At 62.9% G+C, this 26,409-nt stretch carries 25 protein-coding genes; 11 read left to right on the plus strand and 14 right to left on the minus strand.

Annotated elements, in window-relative coordinates; genetic code table 11:
- Positions 1–81: 81 nt before the first annotated feature.
- Complete coding sequence (gene ppk2, locus NKI31_RS01845) at positions 82–1,002, minus strand: polyphosphate kinase 2 (protein WP_023689516.1); 921 nt, start codon at positions 1,000–1,002, stop codon at positions 82–84.
- Positions 1,003–1,246: 244 nt separating this feature from the next.
- On the opposite strand from ppk2, the gene NKI31_RS01850 reads away from it, so the two are divergent.
- Positions 1,247–2,290 (plus strand): aldo/keto reductase, encoded by a 1,044-nt coding sequence (locus tag NKI31_RS01850; RefSeq protein WP_352650181.1) that lies wholly within the window; start codon positions 1,247–1,249, stop codon positions 2,288–2,290.
- Positions 2,291–2,310: 20 nt separating this feature from the next.
- Here the strand turns inward: NKI31_RS01850 and NKI31_RS01855 are convergent, their stop codons facing one another.
- Complete coding sequence (locus NKI31_RS01855) at positions 2,311–3,282, minus strand: glycosyl transferase family 90 (RefSeq protein ID WP_023682407.1); 972 nt, start codon at positions 3,280–3,282, stop codon at positions 2,311–2,313.
- A 178-nt stretch (positions 3,283–3,460) separates the two neighbouring features.
- Between NKI31_RS01855 and NKI31_RS01860 the strand changes: the two genes are divergently transcribed.
- Positions 3,461–3,619 carry a hypothetical protein gene (locus NKI31_RS01860; RefSeq protein WP_023673009.1) on the plus strand — a complete coding sequence of 53 codons (159 nt, stop codon included), beginning with the start codon at positions 3,461–3,463 and terminating at the stop codon, positions 3,617–3,619.
- Positions 3,620–3,691: 72 nt separating this feature from the next.
- Here NKI31_RS01860 and NKI31_RS01865 read toward each other — a convergent pair whose 3' ends face one another.
- Together NKI31_RS01865 and NKI31_RS01870 are read right to left on the minus strand one after the other, a co-directional pair.
- Complete coding sequence (locus tag NKI31_RS01865) at positions 3,692–3,925, minus strand: DUF982 domain-containing protein (RefSeq protein ID WP_245259900.1); 234 nt, start codon at positions 3,923–3,925, stop codon at positions 3,692–3,694.
- Between the two features lie 109 nt (positions 3,926–4,034).
- Positions 4,035–4,700, minus strand: coding sequence for a GntR family transcriptional regulator (locus NKI31_RS01870; RefSeq protein WP_023689520.1), 666 nt, complete (start codon positions 4,698–4,700; stop codon positions 4,035–4,037).
- A 149-nt stretch (positions 4,701–4,849) separates the two neighbouring features.
- Between NKI31_RS01870 and NKI31_RS01875 the strand changes: the two genes are divergently transcribed.
- The gene (locus NKI31_RS01875) at positions 4,850–6,115 is read left to right on the plus strand and encodes a multidrug efflux MFS transporter (RefSeq protein WP_352650185.1); all 1,266 of its coding nucleotides are present in this window, start codon (positions 4,850–4,852) and stop codon (positions 6,113–6,115) included.
- Between the two features lie 43 nt (positions 6,116–6,158).
- A complete protein-coding gene (locus NKI31_RS01880) occupies positions 6,159–6,533 on the plus strand; it encodes a DUF423 domain-containing protein (protein WP_023673013.1) in 375 nt (124 codons plus the stop codon).
- 39 nt (positions 6,534–6,572) lie between these two features.
- On the opposite strand, the gene NKI31_RS01885 is transcribed toward NKI31_RS01880, so the two are convergent.
- Together NKI31_RS01885 and NKI31_RS01890 are read right to left on the minus strand one after the other, a co-directional pair.
- Positions 6,573–6,716 (minus strand): hypothetical protein, encoded by a 144-nt coding sequence (locus NKI31_RS01885; RefSeq protein WP_023673014.1) that lies wholly within the window; start codon positions 6,714–6,716, stop codon positions 6,573–6,575.
- Positions 6,717–6,779: 63 nt separating this feature from the next.
- Positions 6,780–6,923, minus strand: a complete 144-nt coding sequence (locus tag NKI31_RS01890) for a hypothetical protein (RefSeq protein WP_023705079.1) — start codon at positions 6,921–6,923, stop codon at positions 6,780–6,782.
- Positions 6,924–7,069: 146 nt separating this feature from the next.
- On the opposite strand from NKI31_RS01890, the gene NKI31_RS01895 reads away from it, so the two are divergent.
- Positions 7,070–8,152, plus strand: coding sequence for a LacI family DNA-binding transcriptional regulator (locus NKI31_RS01895; RefSeq protein WP_352650187.1), 1,083 nt, complete (start codon positions 7,070–7,072; stop codon positions 8,150–8,152).
- Between the two features lie 23 nt (positions 8,153–8,175).
- Here NKI31_RS01895 and NKI31_RS01900 read toward each other — a convergent pair whose 3' ends face one another.
- On the minus strand, positions 8,176–9,360 hold the full coding sequence (locus NKI31_RS01900; protein WP_352650189.1) for an OpgC family protein: 1,185 nt from the start codon (positions 9,358–9,360) through the stop codon (positions 8,176–8,178).
- Between the two features lie 217 nt (positions 9,361–9,577).
- On the opposite strand from NKI31_RS01900, the gene NKI31_RS01905 reads away from it, so the two are divergent.
- On the plus strand, positions 9,578–10,249 hold the full coding sequence (locus NKI31_RS01905; RefSeq protein WP_245265597.1) for an alpha/beta hydrolase: 672 nt from the start codon (positions 9,578–9,580) through the stop codon (positions 10,247–10,249).
- A 57-nt stretch (positions 10,250–10,306) separates the two neighbouring features.
- On the opposite strand, the gene sthA is transcribed toward NKI31_RS01905, so the two are convergent.
- Positions 10,307–11,695 carry a Si-specific NAD(P)(+) transhydrogenase gene (gene sthA / locus NKI31_RS01910; protein WP_352650191.1) on the minus strand — a complete coding sequence of 463 codons (1,389 nt, stop codon included), beginning with the start codon at positions 11,693–11,695 and terminating at the stop codon, positions 10,307–10,309.
- A 190-nt stretch (positions 11,696–11,885) separates the two neighbouring features.
- On the opposite strand from sthA, the gene NKI31_RS01915 reads away from it, so the two are divergent.
- From NKI31_RS01915 to NKI31_RS01925, 3 genes are all read left to right on the plus strand, one after another.
- Complete coding sequence (locus NKI31_RS01915; protein WP_023700564.1) at positions 11,886–12,356, plus strand: RDD family protein; 471 nt, start codon at positions 11,886–11,888, stop codon at positions 12,354–12,356.
- 139 nt (positions 12,357–12,495) lie between these two features.
- Positions 12,496–13,260, plus strand: coding sequence for an arginyltransferase (locus NKI31_RS01920; RefSeq protein ID WP_023682417.1), 765 nt, complete (start codon positions 12,496–12,498; stop codon positions 13,258–13,260).
- A gap of 121 nt (positions 13,261–13,381) precedes the next feature.
- Entirely contained in the window at positions 13,382–14,278 is an 897-nt protein-coding gene (locus NKI31_RS01925) for a DMT family transporter (protein ID WP_352650193.1), read from the plus strand.
- On the opposite strand, the gene NKI31_RS01930 is transcribed toward NKI31_RS01925, so the two are convergent.
- Positions 14,266–15,480, minus strand: coding sequence for an AI-2E family transporter (locus tag NKI31_RS01930; protein ID WP_023682419.1), 1,215 nt, complete (start codon positions 15,478–15,480; stop codon positions 14,266–14,268). The genes NKI31_RS01925 and NKI31_RS01930 overlap by 13 nt on opposite strands.
- 281 nt (positions 15,481–15,761) lie before the next feature.
- On the minus strand, positions 15,762–18,014 hold the full coding sequence (gene parC / locus NKI31_RS01935) for a DNA topoisomerase IV subunit A (RefSeq protein WP_023694915.1): 2,253 nt from the start codon (positions 18,012–18,014) through the stop codon (positions 15,762–15,764).
- Between the two features lie 404 nt (positions 18,015–18,418).
- On the opposite strand from parC, the gene NKI31_RS01940 reads away from it, so the two are divergent.
- Positions 18,419–19,609, plus strand: coding sequence for an aq_1923 C-terminal domain (locus tag NKI31_RS01940; RefSeq protein ID WP_352650196.1), 1,191 nt, complete (start codon positions 18,419–18,421; stop codon positions 19,607–19,609).
- A 230-nt stretch (positions 19,610–19,839) separates the two neighbouring features.
- Here the strand turns inward: NKI31_RS01940 and aspS are convergent, their stop codons facing one another.
- The 4 genes from aspS to NKI31_RS01960 form a co-directional block, all read right to left on the minus strand.
- Positions 19,840–21,627, minus strand: coding sequence for an aspartate--tRNA ligase (aspS, locus tag NKI31_RS01945; protein WP_352650366.1), 1,788 nt, complete (start codon positions 21,625–21,627; stop codon positions 19,840–19,842).
- Between the two features lie 214 nt (positions 21,628–21,841).
- Positions 21,842–22,930 carry a tetratricopeptide repeat protein gene (locus tag NKI31_RS01950; RefSeq protein WP_352650198.1) on the minus strand — a complete coding sequence of 363 codons (1,089 nt, stop codon included), beginning with the start codon at positions 22,928–22,930 and terminating at the stop codon, positions 21,842–21,844.
- 23 nt (positions 22,931–22,953) lie between these two features.
- On the minus strand, positions 22,954–24,051 hold the full coding sequence (locus NKI31_RS01955) for an SEL1-like repeat protein (RefSeq protein ID WP_352650200.1): 1,098 nt from the start codon (positions 24,049–24,051) through the stop codon (positions 22,954–22,956).
- A 251-nt stretch (positions 24,052–24,302) separates the two neighbouring features.
- Complete coding sequence (locus NKI31_RS01960; RefSeq protein ID WP_352650202.1) at positions 24,303–25,097, minus strand: DeoR/GlpR family DNA-binding transcription regulator; 795 nt, start codon at positions 25,095–25,097, stop codon at positions 24,303–24,305.
- 90 nt (positions 25,098–25,187) lie between these two features.
- Between NKI31_RS01960 and NKI31_RS01965 the strand changes: the two genes are divergently transcribed.
- Positions 25,188–26,390, plus strand: coding sequence for an MFS transporter (locus NKI31_RS01965; protein WP_352650204.1), 1,203 nt, complete (start codon positions 25,188–25,190; stop codon positions 26,388–26,390).
- Positions 26,391–26,409: the final 19 nt, after the last annotated feature.

The following is a 26,409-nucleotide window of genomic DNA, read 5'->3' on the forward strand; positions in this document are numbered from 1 at the left end:
GTGAATTCGCCGATGCCGGCGCTGCCCCTCATCCGCCCTTCGGGCACCTTCTCCCCGTGAAACGGGGAGAAGGAAAAGTGCTCAATACTTCTCCGGCACGTAAAGCTCGCGCGGCAGGACCTGGCGCTCGTACTCCGGGTTGAACACCCGCTCGGGCAGCGTGATTTCTTCGTGCGGCACGTCCTCATAGGGCAGTTGTTTGAGGAGATGGTCGATGCAGTTCAGCCGCGCCCGCTTCTTGTCGTTGCCTTCGACGATGTACCACGGTGCCTCTGGGATGTTGGTGCGGGCAAACGTCTCTTCCTTGGCCTTGGTGTATTGCTCCCAGCGCACGCGCGACTGCAGGTCCATCGGCGACAGCTTCCACTGCTTCATCGGATCGTGGATGCGCATCATGAAGCGCATCTGCTGTTCCTCGTCGGTGATCGAGAACCAGTATTTGACCAGCGTGACGCCGGAGCGGACCAGCATGCGCTCGAACTCCGGCACGTCGCGGAAGAACTCTTCGACCTGATCGGGTTCGGCAAAGCCCATCACCCGCTCGACGCCGGAGCGGTTGTACCAGGAGCGGTCGAACAGCACGATCTCGCCGCCGGCCGGCAGATGCGGCACGTAGCGCTGGAAATACCATTGTGACTTTTCGCGCTCGGTCGGCGCCGGCAGCGCCACGACGCGGCAGATGCGCGGGTTGAGGCGCTGGGTGATGCGCTTGATGACGCCGCCCTTGCCGGCGGAATCACGGCCCTCGAAAACCACCACCAGCTTCTTCTTGTGGTAGGCAACCCAGGACTGCAGCTTGATCAGTTCCGACTGCAAGCCGATCAGGTCGCGGAAATACTGCATGCGATCGATCGACGGCGGATGCGCGTTCTTGTAGATCTTGGCGATCTCCAACGACAGCGCCGGCTCCGAGATTTCCAGCTCATAGTCCTCGTCGAGCGTGTCGGCGAGTTCGGCTTCCAGCCAATCCCTGGCCGCAGAATTCTGCTTTAGCTCATTCATTTCCACTGCTCCGCTTGCCGGCTGACATGAAACCCTGAGCCGACTTGATATAGGCCGGCAATGACGGTTTTATTGCAAGCCGCCGGCCAGCCGGTCTTCACTGCAAAGCAGCGAGGCATTGCCGATCCAGCGCCCTGGCATGGCGACAAGCCGCTCAAATTGTCCTACAAATAGCGGACCCGTTCGGGCTTCCCCGCCCTTTCCTGCTAAAACCGCCTCCCCACCAAAACTACGAGGATCAGACATGGAATACCGCACGCTTGGCCGTTCCGGCTTGAAAGTTTCGGCGCTGACCTTGGGAACCATGACCTTCGGCGGCAGCGGGCCGTTCGCTGCCGTCGGCAATTCCGATCTCGCGGAGGCCTCGCGCATCATCGACACTTGCATCGATGCCGGCATCAATCTCATCGACACCGCCAATGTCTATTCCAACGGTCTGTCGGAAGAGATCATCGGCGAGGCGCTCGGCGGCAAGCGCAAGAACGACGTGCTGATCGCCTCCAAAGCGCGCATGCGGATCGGCAAGGGCCCCAATGACGAAGGCCTGTCGCGCCATCATCTGATCCGCGAATGCGAGAAGAGCCTGAAGCGCCTCAGGACCGATGTCATCGACATCTATTTCCTGCACGAATGGGACGGCGCGACGCCGCTCGAGGAAACCATCGCCGCGCTCGACACGCTGGTTGCCCAGGGCAAGATCCGCTATGTCGGCTGCTCCAACTATTCCGGCTGGCAGGTCATGAAGGCGCTCGGCATCTGCGACAGCCAGCACCAGCCGCGCTTCGTCACCCAGCAGATCCACTACACGCTGGAAGCACGCGAGGCCGAGTATGAGCTCTTGCCGATCTCGGTCGACCAGGGCCTTGGCGTTTTGGTGTGGAGCCCGCTCGCCGGCGGCCTGCTGTCGGGAAAATACCGCCGCGACAGTCCGACGGCGCGCCAGATCGGCGGCTGGTCGGAACCACCGATCCGCGACGAGGGCCGGCTGTGGCGGATCGTCGACGTGCTGGTCGACATCGGCGCCACTCGCGGCGTCTCGGCGGCGCAGGTGGCGCTGGCCTGGCTGCTCGGCCGACCAGCCGTCAGTTCGCTGGTGATTGGCGCACGCAACGAGGCCCAGTTGAAAGACAATCTCGCCGCGGCAAGCCTGACGCTGTCCTTTGATGAACGCCAGCGCCTCGATGCCGTCAGCCGGCCGCCGGTGCTCTATCCCTACTGGCACCAGCAGTTTACGGCGAAGGACCGCTTCGGCCCGGCCGATCTGGTTATGGACCGCAGCGTTATCTGACTTAAGGGCGCCGGAAGCGGCTAGCCCGCGATAAACCGCCAGACCTGCGGATCGGGCTCGATCTGGCCGCTGAGCACGAAATATTTGTAGAGCACGAGCAGGCAGATCGCCTGCTCGGCCCGCTCGTCGGCGAATTTGCGGCAATAGGCGTTGGCCGCCGCAACGATGCGCTGGGCCTCGGCCGGATGCTGCTCGAGATGATGCACCCGCTCGGCCAGATCGCTGAAGTCGGGCGCCAGCGGCACATAATGGACATCGGGCTCGAGTTGCCCCTCGGCGAACCAGGTCTCGTAAGTCGGCGGCGGCATCAGGCAGAGCGAGTTCGAGCTCATGATCCATTTCAGATTGGTCGCGACATCATTGCCTTCGAGCGAGATGATGTAGCGGTAGCGGCGCTGCTGATCGATGCTGAGATAGGGCTTGCGGTATTCCGCAAGTGCTGTCGCCCTCGGCGTGCCGACATCGCAGAACGGCAGATTGCGGGCTGCATCCAGCAACAAGGTGCGGATCGGATTGTTGAGTTCGCCGCGCCAAACGACGAGCGGATGCTTGTCGGCGAAGGCGACATCGTCGGCCGGCATGTAGAAATGACGGAACTTGTTCAGCTTGAACAGGACGCCGTTGCCGTTGTCGCCCGCTATCGGCCGGTCCTTGACGATCGACGGCATCTTCGGCACTTCGATGACGTCGCCGAATTCCAGGTCGATGCGCAGATCTGGGTCGAAATAACGGGTGAACTCCTTCAGATCGTAATAGTACATGCTGCGGTCCGACGGCAGCCGGCTGACCGGCACGGCCTCGGGGCTGGGGCTAAAAGGCTCCCGCAGCGTGTTGTAGTAATTGAGCCGCTGGCGGACCGATGCGTCGGAAAGCCTGGCCTGATCGAGCAGCCGGCCGAGCCGGCGCCGGAAAAGAACCGGCGGCGCGATGTCGCGCATGGCGTTGCGCGCATAGTAGATCAGCTTCTGTGCGTTTCTTTGAAGCGTGGCCATCGGTCGTTTTGATTCGAAATCGGTCGGCGGCGGCTCCAGCAACTGTCCCGCAGCCTTTTCTAAACCATTGTGTTCGCCATCACGCAAGTCCAGAACCGCTGGCATCTGCCCTCGCGGCGCTGTTGTGTTTGCCGGCCAATGCTTCTAGGCAGGATCAGGCACAGCGAAAGGAAACGATATGGCTCGACCACCGAATTACGGTCAGGAACGCAAAGAGCGCGACCGGCAGAAGGCCGCCAAGAAGGCGGAGAAGCTCGCCGCCAAGGTCGCGGCCAAGGAGCGCGCCGAGCCTGAGAACGAGGCAAGTTCGAAAACCGACACCGAAACAGAAAAATAGGCAAGACAGGATCACCGGCCCACGAAACGGGCCGGATCCTGGCAAAATGCCGGTCTGATCAGGCCGATGTGATCAGGCCGGGGCCTTGTCGCTGACGAAGACGTTGACCTCGCGCGCGGCGGCGATGAAGGCGCGTCTTGCGATCATCGCCGGCTTGTCGCCGGCCAGCGCGTCATGGCAGGCCTGCAGCGCTTCGCGGTGCTTGGGGCTGCGCTTGCCGGGCCAGCTGTTGAGCAGGTAATCGGAAGCCTCGCGCACCGTACGCAAGAGCTGAGTGCTTCCCTCCGTGCCCGACTTAACGGTCACGGGTGTTTCAAATCGGTTGTTTTCCATGGCCGCCTCTTACGCCATCGGCGTCCGCGAAGCGAGGCCGAAAGCGGATCGCGACGGCGTTCTTTCGTTTTCGTGACCAGTATCAAGCGGCGACGACGGCAAAACCCCTGGCGCGCAGGCCGCGCCGGTCATTGTGCAACGACGTCACCAGGCGGGCGCGGCTGCCGGCGATATGGGCGGAAAGTCGCGCCGCCGCCGCATCGGCATCGCCGGCCCGCACCGCCGCCAGAATGGCGTGATGCTCGCTCCAGGCGCGGCCAAGGGCCGCCTCGTCGCGCACCTCCAGCCAGCGCGCCCGCGACAGCCGCGTCATGGCATCGCGCACGGCCCGAAACAGGAACTCGTTGCCGGAGAGCCGCGCCAGTTCGATATGGAAATCCATGCCGACGCGGTGCCATTCCTCGCGCGGCGTGGCAGTGTCGCAGGAGTCCAGCATCGCCTCGATGACATCGGCTGCGCTCCTGTCGGCCAGCGCCGAAGTCAGCCTGACCGCCGCGACCTCGACCGCTTCGCGGTACACCGCGATCTGTTCCAGTTCGGCAAGGTTGATCGGCGACACGGTCCAGCCGCGCCCGTCGCGGCAGATCAGCCCTTCCGTCTCCAGCCGCAGCAGGGCTGCCCTGACCGGCGTGCGCGAGGCGCCGAAGCGGCTCTCGATCCAGCGCTCCGTCAGCCGCTCGCCAGGACCGACCTCAAGGCCAAGGATCATCTCGCGAAGCGCTTTTTCGACGATCTGCATCTGCGACATATTTGCTTCCATTGCTGGCGATCGGCCTTGCCCGTTGGTCTTGCCGATCACATTGAGAGCGCCTGATTGACAGCAGCCGGGCTTTGCGTCCATGAGGTACCAAGTTGGTATCCCAAAATGGTATCCGCAGCAAGCGGACAGGACAGGACATGCCGCAGGACAGTGCAGCGCAGGCCGCCGAAGCGCCTTCCACCTACAACATTCATTGGCGGCGCAACCTGCTCGTGTGCTTTGCCGGATCGTTCAGCACGCTTGTGGCGATGACGCTGTTGCTGCCGTTCCTGCCGCTCTATGTCGAACAGCTGGGCGCCGTGGGCCACGCGGCGATCGTGCAATGGTCCGGCATCGCCTTCGGCGCCACCTTCCTTGCCGCGGCCCTTGTCGCACCGCTGTGGGGGCGGCTCGGCGACCGCTACGGCCGCAAGGTGATGCTGGTGCGCGCCAGTTTCGGCATGGCGATCTGCATGTCGCTGACCGGCATGGTTCAGACCGTCTGGCAATTGGTGCTTTTGCGCCTGCTGATCGGCTTTGCCGGCGGTTATTCCTCAGGCTCGACGATACTTGTCGCCATGCAGACGCCGAAGGAGCGCTCCGGCTGGGCGCTTGGCGTGCTGTCGGCCGGCATCACCGCAGGCTCCCTGGTCGGCCCGTTGCTTGGCGGCGCGCTGCCGCCATTGATCGGTATTCGCGCCACCTTCCTCATCGCGGGCGGCGTCATTTTCCTGGCGGCGCTGGCGACGACGTTCCTGATCAAGGAGATGCCTCGCCCGCCAATGCAGGCACAACCCAAGGAGAAACCAAAGGGCGGTTGGGCGCAGATCCCCGACAAACGCCCTGTCGTGGCGATGCTGGCAACCGGCATGCTGTTCACCTTCGCCAACATGTCGATCGAGCCGATCATCACCGTCTACGTCCAGCAACTGGTCGCGGACGCAAGCCGGGTGACGCTGGTCTCCGGTGTCGTCATGTCGTCGGCGGCGCTAGGCGCCATCCTGTCGGCGTCACGGCTGGGCAAACTCGCCGACCGCATCGGCCACTGGAACGTCATCGTCGCATCGCTGGCCGTCTCGGCGCTGCTGTTGATACCGCAGGCCTTCGTCACCGAGAGCTGGCAGTTGGTCGGGCTGCGGTTCCTTATGGGTCTGGTGCTGGGCGGGCTGTTGCCCTGCATCACCAGCGTCATCCGCCACAATGTTCCCGATGGGGTCGGCGGCAATGTGCTGGGCCTGGCAATCTCGGCGCAATATGTCGGCCAGGTTGCGGGGCCGCTGCTGGGCGGCTTCGTCGGCGGCCATTTCGGCATGCGCGCGGCGTTTCTCGGCACGTCGGTGCTGATGGCGGGCGGTGCCGCGTATAATTGGCTGGCCCAGGCGCGCCGCACGCGCGACATGCTGGCGATATCGGAAAAATCCTGACAGACAGGTCGCGCCGCCTATCGTCAATCACGGAGCCCGAGAAATGAGCATCGCCGAGTCAGCACCAGCAAACAGCGCGCGCATCCTCGTTTTCGCCGGCGGCATTGCCGGCGCGGCGGGCGTGGCGCTGTCGGCGGCTTCAGCGCATCTCGGCGGCGCGTTCGTCGGCACGGCCGCATCCTTCCTGCTCATGCATGCGCCGGTGTTTTTGGCCGTCGGCCTCGCCGGCGCAAACCGGATCTTGCGGATCGGCAGCCTGGTGCTGCTCGTCGGGCTTGTTCTGTTCTGCGGCGATCTGCTGGCACGGGATTTCGTGGGATCGCGGCTGTTCCCGATGTCGGCGCCGATCGGCGGCACCTTGCTCATCGCGGGCTGGCTGGTGATCGCGGCCTCGGCGCTCGTGCGGCAACGGTCCTGACGAGCCAAGAACCCTGCCCCATCAGATATCACACGAGGCTTAATCCTGCCGGTTTTGCGGCAGCAGGTCGCGGTTGCGCTTGGCAGACTTGGTCGGCCGCCGCCTTTCCGGCTGCTCCGTGGCAGGCGAGATACCCCAGTAGTTGCGATAAATGTCTTCGAACAGATGCTTCACGGGATGCATGTTCGTCTCCTCTTTAAGAACTTGACTCGATCCAATCAGCTGGCACGAAAATGCCGGGGCCGATCAGCTGCGCTTGCGTTTCACAAGGTATTGCAGGTCACGCCTCCACGGCCCGACCTTGTCGCGGCGCTTGCGTGTGGCGGCGTCGGAGACTATGCCCCAATCATTGCCGTAGATGTCTTCGAACAGATAATTCACGGGATGCATGGCACCCTCCTCTTGAATCGATCCAAGTTGTACTTGGTAAATCCCTTGGATCGATTCAAATATAGACCCTCTCCGCCGTCCTATCAAGGGAAAATTTGAACCGATCCAACGAAAGTGCTAAACAGGCTCCGGTTCAGGAGACGAAAATGACGGCATTGACCTCCGGCAAGACGAGACCAGTGCGGCTTGCCGACATCGCCAAGGCGGCCGGGGTCTCGCACGGTACCGCGTCCAACGTGTTCGCTCGCCCGGAAATCGTGCGCGAAGAGGTCCGCGAGCGGGTCAAGGCGGCGGCGGAAGCGATGGGCTATGCCGGCCCGGATCCCAAGGGCCGGCTGCTGCGCGCCGGCAAGGTCAACGCCATCGGCGTGGCAACGGCAGAACCATTGTCCTATTTCTTCGACGATCCCTTTGCCCGCGTCATGATGGCCAGCATTTCGCAGGCCTGCGACGCCACCGGCGCCGGAATTTCGCTGGTCTCGGCCGCCAACAGCGAGCAGCTCGCCTGGAACATCCAGAGCGCCCTGGTCGACGGCTTCATCGTGTTCTGCATCGAGGGTGGGTCGCGGCTGGTCGAACTGGCGCGCGAACGCAAACTGCCTTTCGTGGCGCTTGATCTCGATTCGGAAAATGAGGCGGTCGCTGCGATCGGCGTCGACAACGTCGCCGGCGCGGGTCTGGCGGCGCGCCATCTGGCCGAGTTCGGCCATCGCAGCTTTGCCGTCCTCGCCCTGGAATCTGCCGACGCTGGCTTTGGTCCCGTCACGCAAGAGCAAGTCGAGACGACATCCCTCTACTCGGGCACACGCGACCGTCTGCGTGGCTATTTCGGCGAGCTCTCCCGCTTCGGCATCGACGTCTCGCAAGTGCCAATCTACGAAACCCTCAATGACGAGGCGAGCGTGCGGGCCGGCCTCGATCATATTTTCGCGCTGCCGCAGACGCCGACGGCAATCCTGGCCATGTCGGACAAGATCGCGCTGCATGCGCTCGACTGGCTGCGCGAGCGTAACATTGCCGTGCCGGGCGATGTGTCAATCGTCGGCTTCGACGGCGTGCCGGAAGGCGCCGACTCCGAGCCGCCACTAACCACTGTCGCCCAGCCGATCGCCGAGATGGGCCGGCTGGCCGTCAAGGCGATCCTCGAAAATGACGGCTCGCAGCACCGGCAATTGCTGCCGGTCGATCTTGTGGTGCGGGGGTCGTCCGGCCCCTCGCCTGTTAGCTAGGCGGCTGATGTGGGATCATCGGCTTAGCTTGGCATCGCGGGCATGCCGAAGGTCTGGTGAACGGCTGGCGCTTCTTTGCGAACCGGCTTTTTGCCCAAGCCGATGCCGGACAGCCACTCAAGATAGAAGGCGAGCGCGAATTGCATGGCGATGCCGGCCGAAATCAGCAAGACGTCATAGGGAAAGCCGCCCGGATTGATCAGCTTCATCACCTGCGCCGCCATGGCGATCAGCGTGCCGGCGAGGAACACCGGCAAGGAGCGCTTGCCGAGCAGGGCAAGCGGATGGTCCGGGCTGAGACGGTACAGGTTCGAGAAAGCCGGCAGGGCGACGATCAGATAGCTCACCGCCAATATGTGCAGGAGCCGCGGCAGCGACAGGAACGTCTTGTCGAAGCCGCCGATCACCACGGGCAGGTTAAACCACGTTATCTCGCCCCAGAGCGGGCTGTGCACCCAGACCGCCGCTGCCGCGACATAGGTCGCCGCGGCGCCCACCAGCCAACGATTGACGGGAATTGTGCCGCCGCGCCTGGCATGCAGCATGCCGGCAAGGCCGATGTTGAACAGGAATTGCCAGGACAGCGGGTTGAGGAACCAGAAGCCGGGCTCGGGATAGTTCGGCGGCGCGATCTGCCAGAGGCCGGCGGCAAGCCACAGCGCGCCGGAAAAGACCAGCGCCGGGAGCGGCCGGTAGCTGACGAAGAGCAGGAAAAGCGGCGCCATCAACAGCAGCGCCGCATAGACCGGCAAAATGTTGTTGTAGCCAAGCTGGTGGCCGAGCGTGACAATGCCGATCATGACCTCCGGCGTGTTCTTCATCAGCGGCTCGATGTTGATCAGCTTGAGCAGTTCCGGCCGCCGGCCGTACACCGCCGCGGCGCAGAACAACGCCATCACAACCATGGTGGTGACGATGTGGGCACTGTAAAGCACGCCGGCCCGGCGCCACATCTTCAACATCGCCAGCAGCCGGCCGCCCGGCTGGAACTTGTTGCCATAGGCGAGTGCGACCGACATGCCGGAAATCAGCACGAAGGCTTCCGCCGCGTCCGAGAATCCGAAATTCTTGTAGGTCAGCGTTTCGAAGACGGTGCCCGGCACGTGGTCGATATAGATGGTCAGGAGTGCGAGCGCACGGAACACGTCAATGCGCGTGTCGCGATCGGCGATACGCGGGGCGCGATCGGGCGGAACTGGCAGGGTCATCGACAAAAGGCCTCAAAGGAGAGCAAGGGTGCTCGCGTTGTTCATGCCGGGATGCGACCATCGGCGCACACCGCTTCGATTCCTCCCGCAGGGAGCATATCGGCGCAGAAACGGTCTGAAATGAGCCTGTTGCAATCACATTTGGCGGAGCGTGAAAATATTCCGTTTTGAAGCTGGCAAAGGACCAATGTCTCCGTGAAAACAACGAGATATGAGCGTGCATCGATATAGCGACGAGAACGCCTTTCTGCATCAGGATCTGGCGTTTCCCTACCGCCTCCTCAAGCCGGAGAATGCCGGCGGCGAGAGCCTGTTTTTACTGCACGGATCGGGTGTCGACGAAACGACGATGGTGCCGATTGCGAGGCAGATCGCCCCCAACGCCACGCTGGTCGCGGTGCGTGGCCGCATCCGCCAAGAAGACGGCTTCCGCTGGTTCGAGCGGATCACGCCGACCAGTTTTGAACAGGCGAGCATCCGTGCCGAAACATCGTACTTTGCCGCCTTCGCAAGCGAGGCCGCAAAGCGCCACGGGCTCGACCTCGCCCGGGCGACTTTCCTCGGCTATTCCAACGGCGCCAATCTGGTTTCCACCCTGATGCTGCTCAACTCCGGCCTCGTCCGAAAAGCGGCGTTGCTGAGAGCAATGCCCGTGCTTGACGATGCGCCGGCAACCGATCTGACCGGAAGGCGCGTCCTGATTGTCGCTGGTGCCGCGGACGAGACCTACGGGCCGTTTGCGCCGCCACTGGTGAGGCTGCTCAACAAACATGGCGCCGAGGTCGATGCGCGCATCGTGCCTTCAGGTCACGAAATCGGCGACCCGGATGCCGCCATCGTCCGGCAATGGCTGGCGGGACCAGCATTGGTCGCACGCCAGGCAGGCTAGGAGACCTTGGTAGACCGCATCGGCGCCCGGCGGAACGGCTGAGCAGATGCTCATCGCCTAGCCCTGTCCCATCCGGTTCCAGGCATCGAGCCCGGCGATCTTGTAGGCTTCGGCCAGCGTCGGATAGTTGAAGGTGTTGTTGACGAAGAAATCAACCGTGCCGCCGAGGTTGATCACCGCCTGGCCGATATGGATCAGTTCGGTGGCGCCTTCGCCGACGATGTGGGCGCCGAGCAGGCGGCGCGTTTCGACCGAGAACAGCAGCTTCAGAAAGCCGGAGTTGACGCCCATGATGTGGCCGCGCGAGGTTTCGCGGAACCGCGCCAGACCGACTTCATAAGCAGCGCCGCTCTCGCGCACCTGCTCCTCCGACTGACCAACGGTGGAGATTTCCGGCACGGCGTAGATGCCATAGGGGAAGGTTTCCGGCGGCGGTGGCAGTTGCACGCCGAAGGCGTGGCAGGCGGCCACCCTGCCTTGCTCCATCGATGTCGAGGCAAGGCTGGGGAAACCGATGACGTCGCCGGTTGCATAGATGTTGGGCGCACTGGTCTGGAAGGTCTGCGGATCGACCTTGATGCGGCCCCGGGAATCGGCCTCGATGCCGACCACGTCGAGGCCGAGGCTGCCGAGATTGCCGCTGCGGCCGGCGGCGTAAAGCACGATCTCGGAGCGGATGGTGCGGCCATCGGCGAGCGTCACTTCGGCATAGTCGGGTTTTGAGACGATTTCCTTGACCGTACTGCCGAGGCGAATGGTCATGCCGCGGTCGCGCATCTGGTGGATGAAGTCGTCGACGATCTCGCGGTCGACGAAATCGAGGATGGTGTTGCGCGGCTCCACCAGCGTCACCGGCACGTCGAGCGCCGAAAAGATCGTCGCATATTCAACGCCGATGACGCCGGCGCCGATCACCGTCAGCGTGCGCGGCAGATGGTCGAGTTCCAGCATCTCATCGCTGTCGAAGACGCGGAGCTTGTCGAAAGGCACGTCGCGCGGCCGGTGCGGCCTGGTGCCGACCGCGATCAGCGCATTGGTGAAACCAACCTCCGAGTAGTCGCCATTGTCTGCCGTCAGGCTGACCTTGTTTGGGCCGACGAATTTCGCCATGGCGCGCACGCTTTTGACGGCGTTGCGCATAAACTGGTGCTGCAGCACCTCGACCTCGTGGTCGAGCGTCTTGTGCAGCCGCTCGACCAGGTCGGCGATGGAGATGTCCTGCTTGACCCGGTAGCCGCGGCCGTAAAAGCCCCGCTCGCGCCAGCCGGACAGGTTCAGCACCGTCTCGCGCAGCGTCTTCGACGGGATGGTTCCGGTGTGCACCGAGACGCCGCCGAGGCGCCGGCCCCTGTCGACCACCAGCACCGATTTGCCGAGCTTGGCCGATTGCACCGCGGCGCGGCGCCCGGAAGGGCCGCTGCCGATGACCAGCATGTCGTAATCCATGTAACCCCGTCCCCTCGGCGTCTTGTTGCGCCGCAGCAAGCTAACGCCATCCGTCCACCAAATTCAATCGGCTCAACCTCGTCACACCGCCGAGCCGGACCGATGGACCAACCGATCTTGATTCCGCCCGCGGTCTTCACCATTTCAGTGGCGGCGCACCCTAGCGTGGCGCCTGTTACGAGGACATGACATGAACGCGCGCGTAGTTGACGGCGAAATCATCACCAGCAGGCTCGACGACGTCAGGGCCTATGACGGTGTGCGCACGCGGCGCATCCTGGCCTTCATCATCGACTATTGCATCGTGGCGCTGCTCACCATTCCGTTCGCGATCCTGGTGGCCGTGCTTGGCCTTTTGACATTCGGTCTTGGCTGGGCGCTGTATTCCATCCTCGTGCCGGCGGTCGCCATTCTCTACATCTGGAACACGCTGGGCGGTCGCAACCAGGCCACATCAGGCATGAAGATGATGGGCATTCGACTCGATCGTCTCGACGGCAGCCGTATCGACGGCCTCACCGCCGTTGTCCATTCGGTGCTGTTCTGGGCGAGCACGGTCATCCTGACGCCGCTCGTCCTCCTGGTGACGCTGTTTTCCGATCGCAAGCGCACACTGCACGACCTGCTGCTTGGCACGTGCGTCAGCCGCAGCGACCGTTGAACCGGCGTTCAACCGACGCCAACAGGCATTTGTGCGCAAATGTGAAGGGGTCCGTTCAACCCCGCCTTCACAATCCTGTTGAATTTTTCGCCAGCCAAGCCAAAGGTAGAGCGATTCGCAGGAGTGTTCCCAAGGTTCGATGACGCACCATCCGACCCAGTCGCCGCAGTTCTTCCTGACCGCGCCATCGCCGTGCCCGTATCTCGAGGGCCAGTTCGAACGCAAGGTGTTCACGCATCTGGTCGGCGACAAGGCGCCGGAGATGAACGACCTGTTGACGCAAGGCGGTTTCCGGCGCTCGCAGAACATCGCTTACCGTCCCGCCTGCGAGACCTGCCGCGCCTGCGTCTCGGTGCGCATCCTGGCGCAGGAGTTCACCGCCAGCCGCAACATGAAGCGGGTGATCCAGCGCAATTCCGATCTGATCGGCGCCATGCACGACGCGCAGCCGTCGACGGAGCAGTATTCGCTGTTTCGCGGCTATCTCGACGCTCGCCATCGCCGCGGCGGCATGTCCGACATGACGGTGCTCGACTACGCCATGATGGTCGAGGATACCCATGTCGACACCAAGGTGATCGAATACCGGCGCCGCGGCCCCGACACATTCATCACCGGCAAGGGCCAGGGCGAGCTGATCGCCGTGGCGCTGACCGACAAGATGGCCGATGGCCTGTCGATGGTCTATTCCTACTTCAATCCCGAGTTCGAGGACCGTTCGCTCGGCACCTTCATGATCCTCGACCATATCGCCCGCGCCCGGGCCATGGGCTTGCCCCATGTCTATCTCGGCTACTGGGTCAACGGCTCGCGCAAGATGAACTATAAAATGCGCTTCATGCCGCAGGAGCATCTCGGCCCGAAGGGCTGGGAACGCTACGACCACGAAGCGGTCACGCGCTGATTTTTCTTCTTACCAAATCCTGATCTAAACATTTTCAGCCGAGACGATGCTGGTCTTTCCGCCCGTTGGCGGGGCGATTGCGCCGACCGGCATCTGCTCAAATCATTGCGAAAGCCGTTGCATGTCCTCTCACAATGCCCACACCAAAGGACTTCTGCTCACCGCGCTTGGCGGGCTGGCGCTGACCATCGACATTCCCCTGATCCGGCTCGCCCATGGCGAAGCCTGGACGATCCTTTTGCTGCGCACCGGCTGCACCTTCGTGGCAGGGCTGATCGTATGGGCCATCTGGCGCTCGTTCAGCAAGAATGCTCCGCAGCTGATACCCGGCTGGTCGGGGCTCGTCGTCGCCACCCTCTACGGGCTCGGCGCAATCGCCTTCATCACTGCCGTCTACAACACCTCGACCGCCAATCTGGTTTTCATCCTGGCCTTCTCCACCATGTTCTCGGCGCTGCTGTCGTGGCTGTTCCTGAAGGAGCGACCAAAGCCGCTGACGCTTGCGGCAATGGCGCTGATGATCGTCGGCATCGCGATCATCGTCGGCGATTCCGTCGGCACGGGAAATCTGTTCGGCGATGTGATGGCGCTGTGTTCGGCCTTGGCGATTGCCTGCGCCATCACCGTTTCACGCGCCAGCGGCAGGGATATGGGATTCACCGCGCTGACCGGCGTCCTGCTGCCGTTCGGGCTGGCGGCGCTCATGGTCTCCAAGACCGGTTTTCAGGTGGAGGCGCCATGGTGGATCGTTTTCAACGGCGCCGTCATCATGCCGTTCGCCTTCTTCTGCCTAGCCAACGGGCCGAAATACATTTCAGGCCCGGAAGTGGCGATGTTCTATCTCCTGGAAACGGTTCTGGCGCCGGTCTGGATATGGATGATCTTTGCCGAGACGCCGTCGCGCAACAGCTTGATCGGCGGCGTGATCCTGATCGTCACGCTGGTTGCCCATTCCCTGTGGCAGTTGCATGAAGGGCGCAAGCGCCGGGCAGCGCTCGCCGTCGCTTACCCAGCCTGACTTTTCTTCGCCGGGCCGGCGACAATCTCGATCTGCGGCGGCCCGCCTTCGAGCTCGGCCGCCGCGTCGGGAACGGTGTCTTCGGCCAGTTCCACCTCGCGCAGCCATTCGCGCCATATCGCCACCAGCAGCGCCATCAGCACGGGGCCGATGAACAGGCCGAGAAAGCCCATCGTCTTGACGCCGCCGATCAGGCCGAAAAAGGTGGGCAGGAAGGGCAATTTGATCGGTCCGCCGACCAGCTTCGGGCGCAAGGTCTTGTCGACGATGAACAGCTCCACCGCGCCCCAGATGAACAGCGCCAGACCCGCCATCGGCGAGCCGCTGGCGGCGAGGTAGATCGACACAAGCGTAAACGACAGCGGCGCGCCGCCGGGGATCAGCGCCATGACGCCGGTGAGCGCGCCGAGCGTCACCGGCGAGGGCACCCCGGCCAGCCAGTAGGCGATGCCCAGCACCAGCCCCTCGCCGATGGCGATCACGGTCATTCCGGTAACGGTCGAGGAAATGGTCGCCGGCACGACGCGCGAAATCCGCTCCCAGCGCGTCGGCAGGATGCGTTCGCCGAGCCGGTCGATCTGGCTGGCAAAGTGTTCGCCGTCGCGGTAGGCGAAGAACAGCGCGATCATCATGAACAGCAGCGTCAGCAACAGGCCGAAGGCGCTGCCGCCGGCAGCCAGCACGCCGCGATAGATGCTGCCGATATTGGCGCCGCTGACCAGCTGGATCAGCTCGCCGATGCCGCCGGGATGGCCGAAATTGTCGATCCACTGTTCGTTCAGCCACTCGCCGACGACAGGCAGCGAGGTGATCCAGTGCGGTGTGACCGCGCCGTGCCTGTTGGTCTCGATCGCCCAGCCCACCCATTCGCGGACCTCGTTGATGGCGTAGGTGCCGGCGAGCGCTATCGGCACCACCAGGAAGGCGAGGATGAACAGGATGGCGAGCGTCGCGGCGACGGTGCGGTTACCGCCGACACCGGCAAGCAGCCGGCGGTAGAGCGGCCAGCTGGCAAAAGCAATGACGAGGGCTGCCAGCACGGGAAACAGGAACCCGTGGAAGAAATAGACGCCGGCGGCGACGATCAGCACCAACAGCCAGCGCGCAGCCGACAGCGGCGGAATGACGGCGGATCGCAACGGTGTCGACAGGCCGAACAGGCGCTGCTGACGTTCCGGCTTCTGGATCTTCGCTTCCTTCAAACGGTCAATTCTCCCCAGCCTACACAGCGTTTATGCACTGTTATAGTGCCGCAATCGTGACGATAGTCCAAATGGTTGGTGAAGCTGCCAATCTCCCCCCTTGTGGGGGAGATGTCCGGCAGGACAGAGGGGGGCGCGAAGGATCGCCAGCCTGGCACCCGACATTGAAGACCCAAGAGTTGCGACCGAGTGGCGAGCCATGACCATTTGATGCGCTGGCGGGACAGCGCCCCCCTCTGGCCTGCCGGCCATCTCCCCCACTTGGGGGGAGATCAGCAGCTTCAACCAAATTTCCCGGTCCGCGGGAATCCCTTCGGCACCATGCGACCGGCCGACGCTCTCGCGCCGATCCATTCCGCCAGCTCCTCGCGCGACCTGACGAAGGTGCGGTCTGCGGAATCCTGCCACGACAGGCCGCTCGCCAGCGTGAAGGGTTTCAGGTCGAGCAGACCGCCATCCTTGTATTTCTGCAGGCGAACGCCCTTGCCGCGGCCCATCTCCGGAATTTCGGAGAGCGCAAACACCAGCATCTTGCGGTTCTCGCCGACAATGGCGAGATGATCGCCTGACACGGGGACGCAGGCCTTGGCCTCGTCGGGCGCCTTGACGTTCATCACCTGCTTGCCCTTTCGGGTGTTGGCGACGACCTCCTCCTCCGGCACGACGAAACCATTGGCATCGTAGGAGACGAGCAGCAGCTTGCGCTTCGGGTCGTGGACGAAGGCGGTGACGATGTCCTGGTCGTTGTCCATGTCGACGATGATGCGGATCGGTTCGCCATGGCCGCGGCCGCCCGGCAGCCGGTCGGCGCCGATGGTGTAGAATTTTCCGCCGGTGGTGAAGACCAGGATCTTGTCGGTGGTCTGGGCATGGAAGGCGAGCTTGAGGCTGTCGCCTTCCTTGAAGGTGAGCGTGGAATGGTCGGCCAGATGGCCTTTCATCGCCCGCAGCCAGCCCTTTTCCGAGACCACCACGGTGACCGGCTCGCGCTCGATCATGGCGTGCGCAATGTCGGTCAGATCATGCTCCGGCGCGTCGGCGAACTGGGTGCGGCGCTTGCCGAGTTCGGTCTCGGGGCCGAACTTGTCGCGAACCTGCGTGACTTCCCATTTGATCGTCGACCATTGCTTGGCGTCGGATGCGAGCAATGCCTCGATCTGCTTCTTCTCGGTGGTGAGACCGTCGAACTCCTTGCGGATCTCGAACTCTTCCAGCTTGCGCAAGGCCCGCAGCCGCATGTTGAGGATGGCTTCGGCCTGGGTGTCGGTGAGCGACCAACGGGCCATCATTACCTGCTTGGGCTCATCCTCCTCGCGGATGATCCTGATGACCTCGTCGATGTTGAGATAGGCGATCAGGTAGCCGGCAAGGATTTCCAGCCGCTTCTCGATCTCGCCAAGCCGATGCTTCGAGCGGCGGATCAGCACATCGCGCCGATGGTCGAGCCACTCCTTCAGCACTCCCTTCAGCGACAGGACGTTAGGCACCTTGCCCCGCGACAAAACGTTCATGTTGAGGGGAAATCGGCTTTCGAGCTCGGTCAGCTTGAACAGCGATTCCATCAGAATGCCGGGATCAACCGAACGGCTCTTCGGTACGAGCACGATGCGGACGTCCTCGGCGCTTTCATCTCTGACATCCTCGAGCAGCGGTAATTTGCGCGCGATCAAAAGCTCGGCGATCTTTTCGATCAGCCTGGCCTTCTGGATGCCGTAGGGGATTTCGGTGACGACGATGCTCCAGGTGCCCCTGCCCTGATCCTCCTGGCCCCATTTGGCGCGCACGCGAAAACCGCCGCGGCCGGTCTCATAGGCCTCCAGGATGGAAGCGCGGCTGTCGACGATGATGCCGCCGGTCGGAAAATCCGGCCCCTGGACGAACTCCATCAGCTTTGTCACCGGCGCGTCCGGCTGCTCGATCAACTGCAGCGCTGCGTTGCAAAGCTCGGCGGCATTGTGCGGCGGGATGGACGTGGCCATGCCGACCGCAATGCCGGAGGAACCGTTGGCGAGCAGATTCGGGAAGGCGCCGGGAAGCACTACGGGCTCCTCGTCCTCCTCATTGTAGGTTGGCCGGAAATCGACGGCGTCCTCGGTGATGCCGGCAAGCAAATCGCTCGCCACCTCGGTCATGCGCGCCTCGGTATAGCGCATGGCGGCGGCGTTATCGCCGTCGATATTGCCGAAATTGCCCTGCCCGTCGACGAGGGGATAGCGCATGGAGAAATCCTGCGCCAGGCGCACCAGCGCGTCGTAGATCGACTGGTCGCCATGCGGATGGAACTTGCCCATCACGTCGCCGACGATGCGGGCGCATTTGGCAAAGCCCTGGTCGGGGTTGAGCCTGAGCAGCCGCATCGCATGCATGATGCGGCGATGCACAGGCTTCAGCCCGTCGCGCACGTCAGGCAGCGCCCGGTGCATGATGGTCGAGAGCGCATAGGCAAGATAGCGCTCTTCCAGCGCCTTCTTCAGATCGACCGGTTCGATGTGGTCACCGCCGCCATTTTCAGGCGGCAAAATCCTTTTTCCCATGCGGCTGGACTAGCCGAGCGGGTGATTCGCGGCAAGGCGGGGCTGCGGAAATCCGCACTTTGCAGCCTTTGGGCTTACGAGGGCGGCTCGAGGTCCGACAATGGATGTGACGGACTTCATGTTCCCCCTTGCCGTCCCTGTGCAACAGCAACGGTAGCAGTGCTGTTGCCAACCAACATCAATCTGTTACACGCCCTCTCTAAGGCAGGAGACGGTACGCAGGGGAGCCCGACCTTCATGACATATTCACCGCGTCGGGCGAAGGCTCCCGCTCCGATTTGCCTTTCGCCGTGATTTTCGACAACTCTGCGGGAAAGCGCCTTTTTCCCGTCCAGTTCGTCACGGAATGGTGATGGCGTAGAATTGAGAAAACACTTTTTCAGGACTCTCTCAGGGAACTCGCGATGACAATCCAACGTTCGACACTCAAGAAACTTGCTTTTTCGACCTTTTTGCTGACGCTGCCGCTGAATGCCGCCTTTGCGCAAGACACGGCGGTTGCCGACCGACTGAAGGCCGCACTTGCCGTCCAGGGCGTCGATATCACCTGGACCGGCGTTACCGGCGACAATTCCAGCATGGTGCTGCAGGGCGTGTCGGTCAAACCGGCGGCCGAAAAGGAGGCGCTGCCGATCGGCGACGTCAAGCTCGAAGGAGTGACCGAAGCCAATGGCGGCTTCGATGTCGAGACCATCACGACTTCGGCCTTCGAGCACAGCAAGGACGGCGTCACGCTCAACCTCACCCCCTTCGTCATCCACGACGCCAACATCCCGGCTGAGGGCGCTACAGGCCCGCTCGGCTCGATGATGATCTACAAGTCAGCCGAACTCGAAAACCTGACGGTCAAGGTTGCCGACAAGACCGCCTTCTCGGTGGATGGGCTTGCTGTCCAGATCACGCCGCCGGCCGACGGCAAGGCGATGGAGTTTTCCGCCACGACGGAAAAGTTCAACGCCGACCTGACCCTGGTCGACGATGCGAAATCCAAGGAAGCCATCGAGGCCCTCGGCTACCAGAACATAACGGGCAATATCGAGATCGGCGGCACCTGGCAGCCGAGCGACGGCAAGATGGACCTGTCGAAATACGATATCTCGGTCGAGAATGCCGGCACGCTCGGCATGACCTTCGGCCTCGGCGGCTACACGGTCGACTTCGTCAAGTCGCTGCAGGAGATGCAGAAGAAGATGGCGGCGCAGCCCGAAGGCGCCGACAATTCGGCGCAAGGCATGGCCCTGCTCGGCCTTTTGCAGCAGCTTTCCTTCAACAGCGCCTCGATCCGCTTCGACGACGATTCGCTGACCGGCAAGGTGCTTGAATATGTCGGCAAGCAGCAGGGCATGTCGGGCAAGGACATCGCCAACCAGGCCAAGGCGATCGTGCCGTTCGGCATGGCACAGCTCAACAATCCCGAACTGACCGCCGAAGTGACGGCGGCGGTGAGCAAGTACCTCGACGATCCGAAGAGCCTCGAGATTTCGGCCGAGCCGCCGGCAGCGGTGCCGTTCGCGCTGATCATGGCCGGTGCCATGTCCAACCCGGCCGACCTGACCAAGACGCTCGGCGTCCATGTCAAGGCCAACGAAGACTGATCGAAGTTCGCTCCCTTCTCCCCGTCACTATACGGGGAGAAGGTGCCGGCAGGCAGATGAGGGGCGGCGCCAACGCCTGCAAATTGTAGTTCGATGCTGAACCGATTGTCAGAAGGCGCCAACTGCTAAGGCCGTTCGCCAATCGCCTGCATGCGTGCTGCCCCTCATTGTCCTGCCGGACATTTCTCCCCGTATAGAGACGGGGAGAAAGGGCAGTTGCAACGCTGCCGTCAGTCCCTCTTCACTGCCGCGACACGCAGCGACAGATCACGCAACTGCTGCGGCGAGGCTTCCGAAGGCGCGTTCATCAACAAATCGTAGGCCTGCTGGTTCATCGGGAACATGGTGATCTCGCGCAGGTTCTTGGCGCCGACCAGCAGCATGACCACGCGGTCGACGCCGGCCGCCATGCCGCCATGCGGCGGGGCGCCATACTGGAAGGCGCGGTAGAGGCCACCAAAGCGTTCTTCCACCGTGGCGCGGTCGAGGCCAACCGTCTCGAACGCCTTGACCATGGTTTCCGGCAAATGGTTGCGGATACCGCCAGAGGCGATCTCGAAGCCGTTGCAGACCATGTCGTACTGGAAGGCCTTGATGCCGAGCAGGTCGTCGCCGTTGAGCGCGTCGATACCGCCTTGCGGCATCGAGAACGGGTTGTGGGCGAAGTCGATCTTCTTCTCCTCCTCGCTCCATTCGAAGAACGGGAAGTCGACGATCCAGCACAATTCGAAGCGCTCGCGGTCGACAAGGTTCAGTTCTTCGCCGGCACGCGTACGCGCGGCACCGGCGAAGGTAACGAACTTCTTCGGATCGCCGGCGACGAAGAAGGCGGCGTCGCCATCGGCAAGGCCGAGCTGCTGACGGATCGCCTCGGTGCGCTCCTCGCCGATGTTCTTGGCCAATGGACCGGCGCCTTCAAGCTTGTCGCCTTCCTTGCGCCAGAAGATGTAACCCAGTCCCGGCTGGCCCTCGCCCTGCGCCCACGAGTTCATGCGGTCGCAGAAGGCGCGGCTGCCGCCGGTCTTGGCCGGAATGCCCCACACTTCGGCCTTCGGATCGTTGGCCAGGATGTTGGCGAAGACCTTGAAGCCGGAATCGCGAAAATGGTCGGAGACGGCCTGCATCTCGATCGGGTTGCGCAGGTCCGGCTTGTCGGAGCCATATTTGCGCATCGCGACATCGTACGGGATGCGCTGGAATGTCTGCGTCACCGGCTTGCCGTTGGCGAAGGTCTCGAAGACGCCGCGCATCACCGGTTCCATGGTCGACAGCACGTCGTCCTGCTCGACGAAGCTCATTTCGAGGTCGAGCTGGTAGAATTCGCCGGGCAGACGGTCGGCGCGCGGGTCCTCGTCGCGGAAGCAGGGCGCGATCTGGAAATAGCGGTCGAAGCCGGAGACCATGATCAGCTGCTTGTACTGTTGCGGCGCCTGCGGCAGCGCGTAAAAGGTGCCGGGATGGATCCGCGACGGCACCAGGAAGTCGCGCGCACCTTCCGGCGACGAGGCCGTCAGGATCGGCGTCGAGAATTCGGTGAAGCCGACGTCGGTCATACGCTTGCGCATCTCGGCGATGATTTTCGTGCGCGCCACGATGTTCCTGTGCAGCGTCTCGCGGCGCAGGTCGAGGAAACGGTACTTCAGGCGGATGTCTTCGGGATAGTCGGGCTCGCCGAACACCGGCAGCGGCAATTCCTTGGCTGCCGACAGCACCTCGATCTCGCGCGCAAAAATCTCGATCTCGCCGGTCGGCAGGTTGGCGTTGGTGGTGTCCGGCAGGCGCGCCTTGACCTCGCCGTCGACGCGGATCACCCATTCGCCACGCAGCGTCTCGGCCACCTTGAAGGCGGGCGAATCCGGATCGGCGACGATCTGGGTCAGGCCGTAATGGTCGCGCAGATCGATGAACAGCAGGCCGCCATGATCGCGCACGCGATGCACCCAGCCCGACAGGCGAACCGAAGAGCCGACATCGCTCTTTCTCAACTGGGCACAGGTGTGGCTGCGGTACCGATGCATTGTCATGTCAAAAGTCCGGGGTGCTGGGTTGTGGGCCGAGCGTCAAAGCCCGGTCCAAAATTTGCGCGAAAAGCGCATGGGAGGCCCGATTTGTCAAGGCAAGCCGGGTTTGGCAAGCGCCCTTTCTGACTTCGCTCGTTTGCAGGGCCCTGTGCCGATATGGTCGCCTCAGTCACGGCGCCTCAGAAGGGACCGCCTTGCGGCAAGAAAGAGGCTAGCTGCCGAACCTGGCCTGCATCCTGTTGAAGATCTGGACGACATCATCATGCGCCGCCGTGTCGAAGTCGCGGTCGTCGTATTTCGGGCCGGCCACGAGCAGTGGCCCGTCGCCGCGCCAGCGATCCTGTGCGAAATCCTCGCCAAACGACCTTGCCACCTTGCGGCCGCCCTGTTCGATGACGATCGTTTCGCGCGCGCTGGTACGGTTGGTAAGGCAGGCGTAGATGATCTTGTCGATAGCCACCAGCCGCGCGCGCGTATCCTCGCCCGGCTTTTCCATGAAATCACGCATGTAGTTCCGGGCGACGTTGCAGCCACTGACCTGATGGCCGGCTGTAGCGCCTTCGAGAAGCCACTGATCCGACGTCCGCCGCATCACCTCGTCAGCCACCGGTCCTTTCTCCAGGCGGTCGGCATATTTGTCACGCATGGTTGCAAGACCATAGAATGCAGCCGCATCTTCATCGCGTGCGGCGAGCAGTATCTTCGCTGCCATATTGAGCAGACGGTTCTTCACGGCGTGGTCGGCGGCTATGGATTCCAGTGTTCCAAGGATCGAGTCATCGGAGGCTTCTATGAGCGTCCATGCGAACTTGATCTTTTCCTTGCCGTCTCCGGTCGCGCCGACCTCGGCCAACTTCAGGAAACGTTCGCCCCAAGGCGCGAAGTCGCGCTGTGCGGCGCTGCTGCGGCCGAAACATTCCGCCGCAAAAGACGCCGCGGTGACATCGCCCGTCAGCGCCATCTTTTCCAGCATTGCGAAAACAGCGGTGTCTGCCCCGTCGATACGGCAGCGCGATTTTTGTACCAGAGCGAGATTGAGTTGTGCGCGCGGCAGACCGGATTCGGCAGCAGCAGACAGAAGACGCGCGGCCTCGGCAGGGTCTTCTTCGGTTCCCGTACCGCGATAGAGCAGAACGCCGAGATCGTTCATCGCTTTCGGATCGCCGAAGCCAGCGGCCGGCTTCAGGACGGCGACCGCGAGCGACGGCATGCCGGCGTTAAGGGCGCTACGGGTGAGCGTGGTATTGGCGAAAACCCCAATGGCCACCAACGATAGAACGGCAACCGAACCGAGGATCATGAGAAGTTTGCGCATTGTTGCCTTTAAGATGTCGGTTCCTTGAGCCGTGCCGCCGCGTCCTGGAACAAAAGACGCCGCAGCGCATCCGCCGCCCGACCGATGTCAAAGGTGGGATAACTCGAAGCAACCGGATGCGGTTTCACGGCAGGGTATTCCACCGCGTCGTACCATTCCAACGATGCGGCGCTGTCTTCCTGCCGGTCGATGCATGCATGCGCCCGCGCAACCACCGCGTTGAATTCAGAACGGCTGTAGCGGCCAACACGATGCAGCAGGTCTTCCATGGCAAATGAGGCGGTGCGGCAGATCATCGCCCAGTCACCGTTGACAGCGCCGGCTTGCATCCACTCTTCAAATGTCTTCTTGCCAAGCCGGTCACCCAATTGGAGGCGCGGCAACAGCCTGTTGAACTGGTGGCGTGCCACGCCCAGCCATTCGTAGGCCTGCGGCTGACCGAGTTCCGTCGCGGCGAAAAGATCCAGGCTGGCGCGGTCGATGAGCCGAACCACACGGTTGTCATACTCCTGCTGTGTCGGGCTGCCCCGATAGCCTGGAAGCTGGATCGAACGGGCTGCGTTGACCAGCGCCCTGCCCGATTTGAAGCGGCCCGGTCCATCGCCGGAAGCGATCGCAAGCGATGCCGCGATCATCGCACCGTCAGGATCCTCCAGGCGGTTCTTGGCAGCATTGAAATAGAGGCAGTCTATCGTCTGCTTTGCGGCTGCCGCATTTCCGTCAGCGGCGGCGGTCTCCAGTTGTCCCACCGTTTGGGCGCTGCGGGCGCTGTCGAGACCGCAGCCGCCACCTCGTATAAGAGCGAGGTTGGCAACTGCTTGCGACGAGCCGAGCGCTGCGGCTTGCGTGAACAGCCCCCGCGCCGCCTCGAGGTCGGTCGAGACGCCGACGCCTCGATAGTGCAACACGCCGAGATTGTTCTTGGCTGTTGCGTCGCCGGATGATGCGACAGCCAGATAAACCTTGGCTCCGGCGGCAGTGAAACCCTCGGCGACCAACCAGTGCGCCAAGGCGTTGCGTTGCTTCTGCAAAATGGGGAGCGGTGATGCGATCAGGGCGAAGGCCGCGAAGACCAGCGCAACAACCCAGATAATTAAATGCCTCACGACGCAGCCCTCAGCCGCAAGTGCAGTTACGCGATCCTATGGGCCGAGGCCAGCGAAAAACAGATGTGCGGTTAACAGGTAGTCTCCAACGGGTACAATTGTTTGCCGCTATTTCGGTGATATATTGTTCGGTTTGATAAGAATACTTCATCCAGGAAACGGCCATCAATCAAGCCATATATGGATAAGCCGCCTCCAAGTACTCGACTTTTCTGGCAAAGCCAGGAGGCTATCCCGGACGCACCCTTCGTTCAAGCAAAGTGGATTTCAGCGCCCTGGCGTTCGAAGTCGGCGAGGATTGCGGCCGGCGCGGTCTTTTCGACCACGAGATGGCGGATCGCCTCTGGCCTGGCGACCCGGTAGGGTGCGGCTGTGGCTAGCTTGTCGTTGGTTACAGCGATGACGATGCCTGCGCTGTTCTTGGCCATCGCCCGCTTTACCTCGGCCTCAGCCGAATCGAAGGCCGTGACGCCGCGCGACGCATCGAGACCGCAGGATCCGAGAACAAACAGGTCCGCGCCAAGTTGCGCGACAGCGGCAAGCGTGTCGGCGCCAACGCAGGCGCCGAGATGGCGGTCGAACCGCCCGCCCAGCACAATCAGTTCGACCAAAGCGTGGTCTGACAGGACGGAGGCAATTTCGAGCGAATTGGTGGCGACGGTCAGATCGATGTCGCGCGGGATGGCCCTGGCGATCGCGCCATTGGTCGAGCCGCTGTCGATGAACAGGGTCTGTCCGCGCGAAAGCAGTGCCACGGTCGCGCGGGCCAGCCGCGTCTTTTCTTCGACCGCATGGCCGGCGCGCAGGCCGACCGGCGTGGCCGCGAAGGGTGCGGCCGCGAAGGGTGCGGCCGCGACCGCGCCGCCATAGACGCGGCGGCACTGCCCGGCCTTGGCCAACTCCCTGAGGTCGCGGCGAACCGTGTCTTCCGAAACGCCGAAGCGGCCTGCCAGCTCGCCGGCCAGCACCCTTCCCTCGACGGCCAGGCGATCGCGAATAATTTGATGCCGCTCATCGGTCAGCATTGCATGATCCTGTTTTTTCATGCACGTTCTTGCACGATTTGCATGTTTGTGCAAGATGTCGGCATGTCAAACAGTGACAACCGTCGACTCTCTTGCCTTGAAAGCATCTTCATGACCTTTGGCCTCCGCCTCGCTCCGCAACACCGGGTCTACGCCGGTTTTGCGATCTATTCGTTCGCCATGGGTCAAATCTTCCCGCGGCTGCCCGACATCAAGCACGCCATGGGCATCGGGGACGGCACGCTCGGGCTAAGCCTGATCGGGACGCCAATCGGCACCTTGACCGCGCTGACGCTGGCGGCGCCGATCCTGGAGCGCATCGGCTTCCGCCGCGCGCTGCTCGGGCTGGTGCCGCTTTTGTCGGTTGTCTTTGCCATTGCCGTGCATGCGCCTGGGCCGCTTGCGCTGTTCCTGATGCTGTTTCCGGTCGGCCTGATGATCGGCAGCGTCGAGATCATTCTCAACGTCGAGGCCGACAGAACCGAATTCCTGCTCAAGCGCCGGATCATGAACCGGGCGCATTCGTTCTGGAGCATTGGCTTTTTCGGCGCTGGCCTGTTCGGCGCCGCGCTTGCGCATCTCGGCATATCGCCGCAACTGCACCTGGCGATTGTCGTACCGATGGTTGCGACAGGAATCGCGCTGTTTCTCGGCGGTTACGAACCGGCGCCGAGCCGCTTCGCCGGCAATGACGAGACGGCGCCAAGGCTGGCGCGGCCGACGCTGCCTATCCTCGTCCTCGTCGCGGTGACGCTGTCGGCGATGCTGATGGAAGGCGCCAGCATCGACTGGTCGGCAATCTACATGCGCACCGTGTTCGATGCGGGCCCTTTCGTCGCCGGTTTCACGGTGGCGCTGTTTGCATTCTCGCAAGCGGCCACGCGCTTCTTTGCCGACTCCTTTGTCGACCGCCACTCGCCTAGCGGCGTGGCGCGGGTGCTGCTGGCGACGATGGCGGTCGGCGTGCTGCTCGTCTTCTTCTCGCCTGCCCCGCTCGTATCGATGCTGGGCTTTGCGCTACTTGGCATTGGCAGCAGCGCGATCTTTCCGCTGGCGATCTCGGCGGCGGCCCAACGCACGGACCGCTCCGCGGCAATCAATGTCGCGGCGCTGTCGCAGATCTCCTTCGTCGCCTTCCTGCTCGGCCCGCCGTTGCTCGGCTTCGTCTCCGACCATTGGGGCATCCGCTCGGCCTTCGGTATCGGCATTCCGTTCATCATGCTCAGCCTGCTGACCGCCGGCTCGCTTGGCCGAAGGGCGTCCCGCCCGGCCGCACAAGCGGATGAAGCTTTGACGAGGGCTCACGAAGCCTGAACGGCCCTACCTGAAAGCC

Source organism: Mesorhizobium sp. M0659, from assembly GCF_040320605.1.
Lineage (GTDB): Bacteria > Pseudomonadota > Alphaproteobacteria > Rhizobiales > Rhizobiaceae > Mesorhizobium.

What these genes read in the sequence shown, in the direction of transcription:
- ppk2 (WP_023689516.1), bottom strand. Translation starts at nt 1,002, where the DNA reads ATGAATGAGCTAAAGCAGAATTCTGCGGCCAGGGATTGGCTGGAAGCC.
- NKI31_RS01850 (WP_352650181.1), top strand. Translation starts at nt 1,247, where the DNA reads ATGGAATACCGCACGCTTGGCCGTTCCGGCTTGAAAGTTTCGGCGCTG.
- NKI31_RS01855 (WP_023682407.1), bottom strand. Translation starts at nt 3,282, where the DNA reads ATGGCCACGCTTCAAAGAAACGCACAGAAGCTGATCTACTATGCGCGC.
- NKI31_RS01860 (WP_023673009.1), top strand. Translation starts at nt 3,461, where the DNA reads ATGGCTCGACCACCGAATTACGGTCAGGAACGCAAAGAGCGCGACCGG.
- NKI31_RS01870 (WP_023689520.1), bottom strand. Translation starts at nt 4,700, where the DNA reads ATGTCGCAGATGCAGATCGTCGAAAAAGCGCTTCGCGAGATGATCCTT.
- NKI31_RS01875 (WP_352650185.1), top strand. Translation starts at nt 4,850, where the DNA reads ATGCCGCAGGACAGTGCAGCGCAGGCCGCCGAAGCGCCTTCCACCTAC.
- NKI31_RS01880 (WP_023673013.1), top strand. Translation starts at nt 6,159, where the DNA reads ATGAGCATCGCCGAGTCAGCACCAGCAAACAGCGCGCGCATCCTCGTT.
- NKI31_RS01885 (WP_023673014.1), bottom strand. Translation starts at nt 6,716, where the DNA reads ATGCATCCCGTGAAGCATCTGTTCGAAGACATTTATCGCAACTACTGG.
- NKI31_RS01890 (WP_023705079.1), bottom strand. Translation starts at nt 6,923, where the DNA reads ATGCATCCCGTGAATTATCTGTTCGAAGACATCTACGGCAATGATTGG.
- NKI31_RS01895 (WP_352650187.1), top strand. Translation starts at nt 7,070, where the DNA reads ATGACGGCATTGACCTCCGGCAAGACGAGACCAGTGCGGCTTGCCGAC.
- NKI31_RS01900 (WP_352650189.1), bottom strand. Translation starts at nt 9,360, where the DNA reads ATGACCCTGCCAGTTCCGCCCGATCGCGCCCCGCGTATCGCCGATCGC.
- sthA (WP_352650191.1), bottom strand. Translation starts at nt 11,695, where the DNA reads ATGGATTACGACATGCTGGTCATCGGCAGCGGCCCTTCCGGGCGCCGC.
- NKI31_RS01915 (WP_023700564.1), top strand. Translation starts at nt 11,886, where the DNA reads ATGAACGCGCGCGTAGTTGACGGCGAAATCATCACCAGCAGGCTCGAC.
- NKI31_RS01920 (WP_023682417.1), top strand. Translation starts at nt 12,496, where the DNA reads ATGACGCACCATCCGACCCAGTCGCCGCAGTTCTTCCTGACCGCGCCA.
- NKI31_RS01925 (WP_352650193.1), top strand. Translation starts at nt 13,382, where the DNA reads ATGTCCTCTCACAATGCCCACACCAAAGGACTTCTGCTCACCGCGCTT.
- parC (WP_023694915.1), bottom strand. Translation starts at nt 18,014, where the DNA reads ATGGGAAAAAGGATTTTGCCGCCTGAAAATGGCGGCGGTGACCACATC.
- NKI31_RS01940 (WP_352650196.1), top strand. Translation starts at nt 18,419, where the DNA reads ATGACAATCCAACGTTCGACACTCAAGAAACTTGCTTTTTCGACCTTT.
- aspS (WP_352650366.1), bottom strand. Translation starts at nt 21,627, where the DNA reads ATGCATCGGTACCGCAGCCACACCTGTGCCCAGTTGAGAAAGAGCGAT.
- NKI31_RS01950 (WP_352650198.1), bottom strand. Translation starts at nt 22,930, where the DNA reads ATGATCCTCGGTTCGGTTGCCGTTCTATCGTTGGTGGCCATTGGGGTT.
- NKI31_RS01960 (WP_352650202.1), bottom strand. Translation starts at nt 25,097, where the DNA reads ATGAAAAAACAGGATCATGCAATGCTGACCGATGAGCGGCATCAAATT.
- NKI31_RS01965 (WP_352650204.1), top strand. Translation starts at nt 25,188, where the DNA reads ATGACCTTTGGCCTCCGCCTCGCTCCGCAACACCGGGTCTACGCCGGT.